Origin of the sequence: Bacillus sp. NPDC094077, from assembly GCF_050279465.1 — a bacterium.
Taxonomy (GTDB): Bacteria; Bacillota; Bacilli; order Bacillales; family Bacillaceae_G; genus Bacillus_A.
The window spans coordinates 160,833-172,645 of record NZ_JBNNUF010000010.1; the positions used below are offsets into that span (position 1 = coordinate 160,833).

General features: G+C 34.8%; 10 protein-coding genes. 7 read left to right on the forward strand and 3 right to left on the reverse strand.

The window, feature by feature from the left end; all coding sequences use genetic code 11:
* Positions 1–100 precede the first annotated feature (100 nt).
* Entirely contained in the window at positions 101–1,045 is a 945-nt protein-coding gene (locus ACQKNR_RS21710) for a methyl-accepting chemotaxis protein (RefSeq protein ID WP_427320477.1), read from the reverse strand.
* Between the two features lie 220 nt (positions 1,046–1,265).
* On the opposite strand from ACQKNR_RS21710, the gene ACQKNR_RS21715 reads away from it, so the two are divergent.
* The 5 genes from ACQKNR_RS21715 (at position 1,266) to ACQKNR_RS21735 (ending at position 5,259) form a co-directional block, all read left to right on the forward strand.
* Positions 1,266–2,495 (forward strand): 3D domain-containing protein, encoded by a 1,230-nt coding sequence (locus tag ACQKNR_RS21715; protein ID WP_427320479.1) that lies wholly within the window; start codon positions 1,266–1,268, stop codon positions 2,493–2,495.
* Between the two features lie 102 nt (positions 2,496–2,597).
* Positions 2,598–2,825 (forward strand): helix-turn-helix transcriptional regulator, encoded by a 228-nt coding sequence (locus tag ACQKNR_RS21720; RefSeq protein ID WP_078176732.1) that lies wholly within the window; start codon positions 2,598–2,600, stop codon positions 2,823–2,825.
* Positions 2,818–3,291 carry an RNA polymerase gene (locus ACQKNR_RS21725; RefSeq protein ID WP_427320481.1) on the forward strand — a complete coding sequence of 158 codons (474 nt, stop codon included), beginning with the start codon at positions 2,818–2,820 and terminating at the stop codon, positions 3,289–3,291. The genes ACQKNR_RS21720 and ACQKNR_RS21725 overlap by 8 nt, the downstream gene beginning before the upstream one ends.
* Before the next feature lie 116 nt (positions 3,292–3,407).
* The gene (locus ACQKNR_RS21730; RefSeq protein ID WP_427320483.1) at positions 3,408–4,040 is read left to right on the forward strand and encodes a class A sortase; all 633 of its coding nucleotides are present in this window, start codon (positions 3,408–3,410) and stop codon (positions 4,038–4,040) included.
* 139 nt (positions 4,041–4,179) lie between these two features.
* Entirely contained in the window at positions 4,180–5,259 is a 1,080-nt protein-coding gene (locus ACQKNR_RS21735) for a YHYH domain-containing protein (protein ID WP_427320485.1), read from the forward strand.
* 29 nt (positions 5,260–5,288) lie between these two features.
* Here the strand turns inward: ACQKNR_RS21735 and ACQKNR_RS21740 are convergent, their stop codons facing one another.
* Positions 5,289–6,674 (reverse strand): peptide MFS transporter, encoded by a 1,386-nt coding sequence (locus tag ACQKNR_RS21740; protein ID WP_427320487.1) that lies wholly within the window; start codon positions 6,672–6,674, stop codon positions 5,289–5,291.
* 252 nt (positions 6,675–6,926) lie between these two features.
* Here ACQKNR_RS21740 and brnQ1 point away from each other — a divergent pair, with 252 nt between their 5' ends.
* Entirely contained in the window at positions 6,927–8,228 is a 1,302-nt protein-coding gene (gene brnQ1 / locus ACQKNR_RS21745; RefSeq protein ID WP_427320489.1) for a branched-chain amino acid transport system II carrier protein BrnQ1, read from the forward strand.
* 135 nt (positions 8,229–8,363) lie between these two features.
* Positions 8,364–10,085 (forward strand): DUF2339 domain-containing protein, encoded by a 1,722-nt coding sequence (locus ACQKNR_RS21750; protein ID WP_427320491.1) that lies wholly within the window; start codon positions 8,364–8,366, stop codon positions 10,083–10,085.
* A 35-nt stretch (positions 10,086–10,120) separates the two neighbouring features.
* Here the strand turns inward: ACQKNR_RS21750 and ACQKNR_RS21755 are convergent, their stop codons facing one another.
* A complete protein-coding gene (locus ACQKNR_RS21755; RefSeq protein WP_427320493.1) occupies positions 10,121–11,668 on the reverse strand; it encodes a DNA-binding protein in 1,548 nt (515 codons plus the stop codon).
* Between the last annotated feature and the right edge of the window lie 145 nt (positions 11,669–11,813).

Sequence of the window (11,813 nt, forward strand, 5' to 3'; positions counted from 1 at the left end):
AACTTTTCCATTATAACAAAGATATGGATGAATATTGAAAAGGAATAAATATTCAAAATATAATAAAAATCCCTTATAGCGTTATAAGGGATTTTTATTATTAATGAGAAACTACGGTCTCTTGAAGACCTTCAGTCAATTGAACATCGACTTTTTCAGCATCATGAATATGGTTCATAATAGTAGTATTTAATTTTTGGAACATTTTTTGTGTATTTGCAAATTCTCGTAATATATCATCATTACAAGATTTTTGGTTTTCAATCGCTTGAATAACATTTGTAGCACCATTTTGTAACGTTTGAATCATGATTAAAATATTTTCGATTCTAGCGTTTGTATCGGCACTCATTTCTACACCTTCATCGACTAAATGTAGATTATCTTTTGTGTTATCGTAGGCTTTTTCAATTTCTTCTTGAATTTTTTTCGTTAAGTTTCCGATGTTTTTTGTACTTTCTGCTGTACTTTCCGCTAGTTTTCTTACTTCATTGGCAACAACAGCGAACCCTTTACCATGCTCTCCAGCACGTGCAGCTTCAATACTTGCATTTAACGCAAGTAAATTTGTTTGTGCTGCAATGTTTTGAATTACTTCTACAATTTGCTCGATTTCTTTTGAGCGTTCGCTTAAATGATTCATACTGTTAGAAGTGCGCTGAGATTGTTCACCTAATTTATTAATTACAATGAGTAAACGGTGAACAGATTCTTTTCCTTCATTAGAGCAGTCAATGATCTCTTCAATAGACTGAATTAAGCTTTGTTCTTTTTGTAACATTTCACTATTTAATTCATTGGAATGTGTCGTACGTGTTGAAACATTTTCAAAACATGAGTTTAATTGTTGAACTAAATTTTGGAGTGTATGGTGCTGATTATTTACAAGTTGATGCTCTTGAACAACGTTCTGCACACGGTCATGGATAGAAGAAATCATTTCTTGTTTTTCAATATCTTTTTGTTTTAATTCTGCTTCTAATTCTTTTATACGATTTTCTAATTGATCAATTTTATGTTGGAGTGCTTTTTTTTGAGTAAACATGTATTTATTTCAACCGCCTTTAGAAGTTATATTTTCTCTATATTTGGATTTTAGCATCTTTTATAATTTTTAAATATAGAAATTGTTAAATATTTAAGAATCTATTACATTTTATTCATAATTCCCTTTTTTTCGTCATGAAAAATAAACTGTATTTAATAGTATTGTAAACAAACTGTAAAATAAATCATGTATAACTGTATAAGAAGGGAGTCGGATTATGAACTATTTTAAGCGAATCAGTAGTCTAGTATTAGCAGGAATTATCGGTCTTTCTAGTACAGTCGCTGTTAAAGCAGAGTCAAACGACGAGAAACTTAATAACATGCAACAGCAATTGCAGCAAAGCGATGCAGATATGCAGAAGAAAGAGCAAGAGAAGCAAGCTGTTAGTAAAGAAATTCAAGGTATTGAAAACGAACTACATAATTTAAATAATACAATTGCAAAAAATAAAGAGGATCAAGCTGCTATTCAACGTAAAATTGATGAAACACATAAGCAGATTGAACAAAAAAAGCAAGAAATTGTCGTTTTAGAGGATAAAGTCCTTGCTCGTAAGGATATTATGAGAAAACGTATGGTTTCTGTTCAAAACAGTTCAAATACAAGTTTAGTAGTAGAAGTTGTTGTAGAGTCTAAAAACTTTGCAGATTTCTTACAACGTATGAACGCAGTTTCTACTATTCTAGAAGCTGATAAAGAAATTTTACGTCTACAAGAACAAGATCTTCGTCAAATTGAAGAAGATAAGAAAACAATTGACGAAAAGGAAGCGTCTTTAGTAGTAGACAAACAAAAATTAGCAAAAGCACAAGCGGAATTGCAAGATAACTTGAAAAAACGTCAAGATAACTTACAAAACGTTCAAGCTAAATATAACGAGATTGCAAACCAAATCAATTTAGCAGCAGAAGAAAAAGCTAAAATTGAATCAAACATGAAGGCAGTACAAGAAACGATTGCTCGTGAACAAGAAGCAGCAAGAATTGCAGCAGAAGAGCGTGCAAAAGCAGAAGCAGCTGCAAAGGCTGAGCAAGAAGAGTTAGCGAAAGCGAAAGCAGAAGCAGCTAAGCCGGCAGAGCCTGTAGCGAAAAGTACAGCACCAGAGTCTAAGCCTGACACGAAACCAGCTCAAGGTGGAAAAGAATTTTATGTAACAGCAACTGCTTATACAGCTGATCCATCTGAAAATGGCTATAAAGCGGGTGAAACTGTAAAATCTAAGTTAGGGCATGATTTAACTGCAAATCCAAACATGAAATTAATTGCTGTAGATCCAGCTGTTATACCGTTAGGTTCTACTGTATATGTAGAAGGATATGGAACAGCGATTGCTGGAGATACTGGTAGTGCAATAAAAGGACATATAATTGATTTATTAATGCCAGATTCAGCTACAGCAAATGCTTGGGGTAGAAGAACAGTTAAAGTTACAATTTTAAACTAAAACGTAATCCAACTTTACAATGTGTAAAGTTGGATTTTTTTATAAAATAATGTTAAGTTGAGTTTACATTTTGTTAAGGATAGCATACAATGTTGGTGAGAGGTGGTAAATTTGACCATTTGCAATAAAGTAAAGGAATTAAGAGCTCGCTTTAATTTTACGCAAAGTGTATTAGCAGAAAAAGTTGGAGTGACAAGACAGACGATTGCTGCAATTGAAAAAGGGGATTACGTTCCTTCGTTGTTATTAGCGCTTACGATTTGTGATGTGTTCCAGTTAAAGATGGAAGATGTGTTTGTTTTAAATAAGGAGGGGGAAGAGGATGAATAGAATTGTTGCTTCATATATCATAAATTTATTTTACAGTGTATTGGCATGCTGGGCATTTGTAGAGTTTTATGATTTTTATATACAGTTTGCTGATATTATTAAAACTGAAAAGTTCCCATTTGAAATAACGATACGTTGGGTGCCATTTGCATTAATATTTATTGTAGCTATCCTATTAGCATTTTTTAAAAGATTGCAGAAGAAGAAATATAAAAAATCATCATTGCGATTGTATCCTTTATTATTTCCTCAAGAGGATGAACGCGAGAAGGATATTACAGATAGAGCATGTCGAACAACATTTGTATCATTATGGTTTGTATTACCTTGTGCACTAGGATTATTAATATTTACACCTGTAGCAAATTTATATATTCCGGCATACCCTTTATATGTTGTATATTTGATTTATTTAATTCAAATGACAGTATTCCATGTATCACTATACAGAAATAAATTAGCTTAAAAAGAAACCTTCTTGCACCGGCAAGAAGGTTTCTTTTCAGCTTACACTTGTACATATAGCAATATTATTTTATCATTTTATATAGAGTAAGATTTTGTAAGGGAAAGGAATTGTATATGAATAAGCAAAGAATTTATAGTATAGTAGCAATCCTTCTATTTGTTGTAGGTGGTGTTTTAATCGGAAAGCCATTTTATGATGGATATCAGGCGGAAAAGAAACAGACTGAAAATGTACAAGCTGTTCAAAAGATGAATTATGAAAAGCATGATACGGAGTTTGTAGATGCTTCGAAAATTAATCAACCAGACTTGGCAGAAGTAGCGAATGCATCATTAGATAAGAAACAAGTAATCGGTCGTATTTCGATTCCAAGTGTTTCAGTAGAACTTCCTGTTTTAAAAGCTTCTACTGAAAAAAACCTATTATCAGGTGCAGCGACTGTAAAAGAAAATCAAGTCATGGGAAAAGGAAATTACGCACTAGCTGGACATAACATGTCTAAAAAGGGTGTTTTATTTAGTGATATATCATCTTTGAAAAAAGGCGATAAAATTTATTTGTATGATAATGAAAACGAATATGAGTATGCTGTTACTAGTGTATCTGAAGTAACTCCTGATAAGTGGGAAGTTGTAGAGGATCATGGAAAAGATGAGATAACGCTGATTACATGTGTATCTGTGAAAGATAATTCTAAGCGTTATGTTGTTGCTGGTGATTTAGTAGGAACGAAGGCGAAGAAATAAAAAAGAAGGTCAATTCTTTAAAGAGTTGACCTTCTTTTTTACTAATATTGAGAAATAATAGAATATTTTAGTTGGTATTTAAGTATTCTTCTATTTATGTATAATAAAGTTAGAATTCTAGATTTTGGGAGGAACAAGAGTGAGACAACAGGTGAAGAAACTTCTTTTAACAACAAGTGTAGCGTTATTCGTAGCTCCAATTTTAGCTTATGCGCATCCAGGGCGTACAGATGCTAATGGTGGACATACGTGTCGTACAAATTGTGAAAAATGGGGATTACAGTACGGAGAATATCATTATCACAATAAACCAGCTTCTAGTAGTGGCGCAACGAGTCCAGCTCCTAGCCAAAATAATAATGGTGCTGTGGAAGCTGAAAGACAAGCAGAAGCACAGCGCAATGCTGAGGCTGAAAAACAACGTGCTACAGAAGCACAGCGTAAAGCTGAAGAAGAGCGTCAACGTGTAGCTGAGGAGCAAAGAAAAGCAGAAGAGGCACGTAAGCGAGAGGAAGCGCAGCGCCAAGCTGATATGGAAAAAGGGCAACTTGAAGGGCAAAAAAATGGAGAGACTGATTTCAAAGCAGGGAAAAACAATGCAGAAGCGCGTTTAGCTGGAAAGTCGGATACATATAAAAAAGCATTTACAACTGCTTATGCTGCAGCTTGGTCTTTAGAGGAGCAGAAGAAAACGCATGTTGAAAAAGGGAAAGAACAAGGTTTAGCGCAAGAGACGATGGACGATAGTCAAATTGCTCCGGAGTTTAAGCAAAACTTTGCGGAAGGTTTCAACGTAGGAAATAAAGAAAGAACAGAAAAAATTGAAAAAGAACAAGCTGAATTAGGGGAAAAGGCTGGGAAAGAATTAGCTGAAAAGAAACCTGGAAATAGTGAGAAAGATGTATATGTGAAAGCATATGAAACAGCGTACGAAAAAGGGTATAAGTCTGCAAAAAAATCTGCAGAAAAGGCTGGATATAAATATGCATTTGAAAATTATGATTTAAAGGTTCCTACTAAATATGAAAAGAATGAATCGTTAAAGAAATGGTTTATTGAAGGATTTAAATCGAATAAAAAAGCAGCGGAAATTCGAGAAGAAGGATATAAAAAAGGCGACAGCTGGCTTTCGTTCTTCTATAAGAGTTTCGTGCCAAGTGAATATAAAGAACATAAAGAGCTGTACGAGCAAGCAATAGAAAAAGGGAAGAATGCATAAAAAAGATGAGGAATTTCTCCTCATCTTTTTTAGTCCATCCATTTCACTAATTTCTTAGAAATTAATAGTAAAACACAACCTAATACGATCGCTACAGCACCAATAACGGTAAATACTTCAGAATACCCAAGTGAAGTTGTGAAGCTTGCTAGTTGTCCGCCTAAAACGTTGGCAATACCTGAACTTGCTAGCCATACACCCATTAGTAAAGATGCTAGTTTTACTGGAGCGAGAGCACTAACCATCGATAGTCCGACAGGTGATAAGAATAGCTCACCTAGCGTATGGAAAAGATACGTAAAGACGATAAATAGTAAGTTTGCTTTTTCCGTAATGTTATGTTCGTCACTACCCGTTTTTAATGTAGCGATAACAAGTACGATATAACCGATACCGAGTAAGATCATACCAAGTCCCATTTTGGTTGGGATTTTTAAATCTCCGCGCTTGCGAGTTGCAAGTTTAGCCCATAATGCTGAAATGGCTGGCGCAAGTAGAATAATAAATAATGGATTGACCGATTGGAACCAAGACGTTGGTACTTCCCATCCGAATACAGAGCGGTCAACGAATTTATTTGTATATAATGTTAATGAACTACCGGCTTGTTCAAAACCAGCCCAGAAGAAGACAACGAAGCACGTTAAAATGACGATAACTGCTGTATGTTGTTTTTCTTTTTTTGTTAACGGTGTATTTCCTACTGTTTGTTGTCCAGCTGCTGTTTGTAAATCGCGAGATGGCTTTTTGCCGATATCACCAAGGAAGCGATTAGATAGTGTTGTAAATAAAATTTGTCCAATGATCATTCCGATTGAAGCGGCTAAGAAACCGTAACGGAATCCGTAATGAACAACGCCATCCACCGTTGTTTTGAATAAATTTTCTGATAAAAATCCGCAAACGAGTGGAGCTAAGAATGAACCGACGTTAATACCCATATAGAAAATTGTAAATGCACTATCACGTTTTGGATCGTGCTCTTCATATAACTCTCCGACAAGTGTAGAGATATTCGGTTTGAAGAATCCGTTACCGATAATAATAAGCGCTAATCCGAGGTATAGACCGACTTGGTTTTGCAAGGCAAATAGTGCAAGGTTACCGATTGCCATTGTTATACCGCCAATTGTGATGGCTTTCCGTCTACCTAGGAAACGGTCTGTTAAGTATCCACCAATTAATGGGGTGAAATAACAAGCTCCAGTATAAAACCCGTAAATAGAGAGTGCCCATGCGGGACTAAACCCAAGACCACCGCTTACTAAAGCTGTTGTTAAATATAGTGTTAATAATCCTCGTAATCCATAGTAACTAAATCTTTCCCACATTTCTGTAAAGAAGAGTAAGTATAAACCCGGAGGATGTTTCTTTTTTCTCTGTTGTTCTTTTTCTAGTTGTATCGCTGATTCCATGTTATTTTCCTCCTGACACAAACAAAAACAAAGTTAATAATTTTGTACATTTAATATTTTACTTTATTAACTATTATAAGTCAATAAAGGTTGATTTTTCAGAAGAAATTGGAAAAGGGAAATAGCTATAGAATGGATGTTTCTTTTATGTTAGACTATGGACTATGTTTTCTTTATAAGGAAGCGGATTATCGCGCTTTTTTATTTATGGAATTGATTTCACAAGAGATGAAATTGAAGAAGGAGAAAGAGATGAAATTGTTACAGAAAAAAGAAATTTTACTTATTAGCCTTATGTTATTCTCTATGTTCTTTGGTGCGGGGAATCTTATATTTCCGCCTTTTCTTGGATATGAAGCAGGAGAACATGTGTGGATTTCATTAGTAGGATTTATTATATCAGCAACAGGTCTTCCGATATTAGGGGTTATCGCTATTGCAAAAGCAGGAAGTTTTCAAACGTTAGCGGGTAGAGTTCATCCTTCATTTGCAATTATTTTTCCGTGTATTGTGTACTTGTTTATTGGACCAGGGCTTGGTATACCACGTGCAGGAAGTTTAGCATTTGAAATGGGACCAGGGCAGTTATTCCCAGAAGCGGGTAGTGTGGTTTTATTGTTTTACACAGTTATTTTCTTTAGTATTGTGTACTGGTTAAGTTTATCACCATCTAAATTAATGGGCTTGTTTGGAAAGGTGTTAACGCCTTTATTATTATGTATGATTGCACTTATTTTTATAAAAAGTATGTTTACACCAGTAGGGAATTTGAAAGAGCCTGTAGGAAATTATGGACAAGCTCCGATGTTCCAAGGCTTTTTAGATGGATATTTAACGATGGATGCTTTAGCAGCCTTGATTTTTGGAATTGTTATTGCAAATACTCTTCGCACAAAAGGTATTGAAGATGATAAAGGTTTAGCGAAATATATGAGCATTGCTGGTATTGGTGCAGGTCTTTTATTATCTATTATTTATGTCATTCTTGGATATGTTGGTTCAATTAGTGGTTCGTTAGGCACATTTGATAATGGTGCGAAGGTGTTAGCACAAGTGATGACTACATTATTTGGACAAGGCGGAGTCGTTTTATTAGGTCTTATTTTTACTATTGCGTGTTTATGTGTTTCAATTGGACTTGTTACGTCTTGTAGTCAATTTTTTACGAGTGTATTTCCGAAAGTATCTTATAAAGTTTGGGCGTTTATATTGAGCTGTATTAGTATGGTTCTTGCTAATTTAGGATTAACACAAATTTTAAAAGTCTCGGTACCGATTCTTGGATTTATTTATCCAGTTGCACTAACTCTTATTATTTTAGGATTATTCCATAAGTATATTGGAAAGTATGTATGCATATATCCTGTTACAATTGTGATTGTAGCGGTATTTAGTGCAATCGATATTTTGAATAAAAATGTGATGATGAATCAGTGGACGCCAATATTGAAGTATATTCCGTTTTATACAGAAGGTGTAGGATGGATCATTCCAGCTCTTGTAGGTGTGTGTATTGGTGTAATCGTTAGTAGCATGATAAATAAGGACAAATAAGTGAAAGGGTGTTCTCCATAATGGGAAAACACCCTTTCTTTTTTGGAAAAATACTATTGAAAATGAATAGACTAAGAGTATGATAAAGGTAATTGGTAATATATAGGTTTCGAATAAATGATGAGGGGGGAGCGTATGAAGGAGGATTTAAATAAGAAAATAGAGGCACTCGAAACTGCAATTGAAACGATTCAAGAAGCACTTTTTGAGTTGAAAGAAAAACAAAGGGAAATAGAAGTAGAAAACGCTCAGCAACATGTTAGTAGGGAAAAGAAAGAATATATTGAAACGGTAATGGAGGAAAAGCTACAAGAAGATGTAGTTACGATAAAAGAGTCTATGCAAGAACTTGAGGTAAAACAAGTAGATATAGCTGCTTTTAAACCAGAACCATTTAATATTATAAAATTTTGTCAAACATGGTTACCACGTATATTTGTCGGTATTATGTTACTTGGAGTAATCTGGCTATTTAAAGCAGGGGTAGATGCTGGATTATTAACACCAGCGATACGAATTGTGTTTGGTATAGCGCTATCTATCGGTTTGTATTATATAGGAGATATACAAATTAAAAAAGAGCGGCAAGCGTTAGGGTTAGTATTAGCAGGAGGCAGTATTACGGGTATTGTTTTAACGACGTTTGCAGCACATTATTTATATGGATTTATTCCAGCAAGTGCCGCGTTTATCTGTAATATTGCATGGGTTATTTTAGGTATTTATTTAGCGAAAAGGTATCAATCGGAATACCTCACTATCTTTGTAGCGGTAGGGGCTTTCTTCGTGCCGTTCTTGTTAAATAGTACGACTCCTAATCCTTATATTTTCTTTGGATATGAGACGATATTAACGCTTAGTTTATTATGGTATGCGTTGAAAAATCGTTATAAGTACTTATATATGATTTCTTATGTTGTTGCTGCTATTGTTCTTTTTGTCTTCTTTGCTGTTATGACAATGTTAGTAGAGAATTTGCAAATACAATTAACGTTTGTTTATGGTTTGATTCATTTACTATTATTTTGGCATATGTTTACGGAGAGAAGTTTTATATCAGAACCACGCTTGGCGATATTTAGTGCGAATGCAGTTTTCTTTATTTTATCTATTGCAAAAATACATGATTTTACAACATGGGGATTACTTATAAGTGCATTCGTGCATGCTGTTATGTTCGGATTTGAATATAGGAAGAATAAACAGTCTGTGTTTACAAATCTTTTATTTGGTTTTGCGATGGGGTCATTCAGTTTAGCCATTTTATACGAGTATAGTTTAGTGAATGCAGCAATTGTATTGTTGTTACAAGGGTTCCTTGGTATGGTTACTTCTATTAAAGGAAAACAACAGATAAAATTATATGTTAGTGCAACGATTTACGCGATTGGAATGATACAGACGATTTTCAGCCCATTTGATCAATTTATTTCAGCGGGATTTGTTGCTCATATTATTTTAATAGGAACGTTCTATTATTGCATGAGACAAGCGAAAGAAGTGTTAGCGAATTTTGGTAAATATGTGTACTCTATAGCGCTCTATTGGTTTATGATCATTGTATTCATTGCAATTACTAGAGTCGGTGAAGTTCTTTCTACAGATGGAAGTATAATAAGCGTATCTGTATCGTTATTATGGATGGTATATGCATTATTTGCAGTTTGGCTTGGACGGAACAAAAATATGAATGAAATATTGTATGCCGGCTTAGTCGTTTTAGCAGTAACGATAGGAAAGCTATTCCTTCTGGATTTACCAGAAGTGTCGATGATGATTCGAGCAGTGTTGTTCCTAATTGTAGGTAGTATAGGTATCGTTATTTCAAGAATGTTTTTCTCAAAAGAAGAGAAGTGAAAAGAAGGCAATCCGTATGCGGATTGCCTTTTTCATTATTTTTTATTAATCGTTACAGATTCATTATATTTCGCTGTTGTATTTTGGCGTAGACGAAGCGTTGCTTGTCCAATTGTATTTGGATCGATTTGTACGTTCACAATTTTCTCGGCAGAACCTAAGCTGTTTGTTGTGAAAGAGAATGCACTGCTATAACCGAAAGTAGATGGCCAAGTGCCGTTTGTATTTTGAACTTTTGCTATTTGTGTCCCGCCAGTAGTGAATATACCTAAAGAGTAATTATTGTATGTTGTGTTTGGTAATAAGTTATTTACTTGAATCTTTATTTGGAACACTTCATTGTTTGGTAGAATGCTAGGGCGTGTAATCACATAATCGCTTGCTGTTACGGCGCCGTTATATCCGTATGAACCAGGTTTAAATGTATTTGTATTAAACCATTGGTAACCTGCGTTTGGTGCACTCCAAGGTTCTGGTTGTGGTTCTGTTGATAAACTTGGTTGTTCGAATGTTTGTAGAGCTGTAGGTGCATCAAGCTGTAAACCGTTAACTTGATCTAAGCTAGTATAAGTTTCTTGTTTAGCCAACCAATTTACGATATTTTCTAGTAAAACAGCATCGTTTTCTTCTTTATATCCATCATATGTTTTCTTTGATTGCCCTGAATCTTCACGTACATATTTTGGAGATGCGTCTTCAACAGGAGAAGAGTCACCAATAAATGCAGCTTTCCCAAGACCAACTTTTGCAATAGCAGCATAAGGTCCTTCTGCAACACCACCGCCGTTATAAACACCGCTATCAACAGCGTTATTCCATTTTGCTGGATTTTCTGGAAGATAAACAAGACCTTTTGCTAGTTTAGGATTTGTAATCGCAAGTGTAGAGCCAGCATGCATTGCGACAGATGAAACGCCATTTGTAATTCCGAATGATTGTTCAGGTGAGACAATATTTTTAGCAGAAACATCACCAAGTGCATTGTAGCGGAAGCGAATACCGAAATTATCGGATAGCCAATCAGAGCTTTCCACTCCTTGCATAGCTTGTGAATTTGCTTCATCGCTAGACATTCCTTTTGCTGGATTATCCCATGCACCACGTCTATATCCATTGAACACTTCTGAAGAGTCCCAACGGTTTTTATTACGATCTGCATTATAGTGATCGGCAATGAAGAAAATACTGCCACCGTTTTTCACGTATTGTAACATTGCATCTTGTTCAGATTTTTTGTAAGGAATATTTGCCTCTGGAATGATAAACACGTTGTAATTTTTTAAGTCGTCGTATGTAATAGGTGTTGATTTACGAAGTTCTTTTACATGATATCCGTTTTGGGCAATGCCGTTTCCAAAATCAGAAAAGCCGCCATCAATAACCCAATCAGCTGTCCCGGCAGTTTGCCCGTGTGTATTATCGAATAATACTTTCTTCCCATTGTTTTGATTTACAACTTTTGCAGCAATTTCAGGAGCAGGGTCTACAGAGCTTTCGGCATAAGTAGATGGTATGAACGAAGTCCCTATACTCAGTGTGATTGCTGTTGCTAAAGAAAATGTAATCCATTTTTTATTCTTCATAGAAGAATCCCCCTAATAATAAATATATGTGCTCTAATAATGTAATTTATTTTTCTGAAAAAATAAAGACAGAAAACGTAAAAAATATTAAAAAATTGTAAAAATACCGTGAATTTTGTTGAGAAATATTTGTGTAGACAATAAA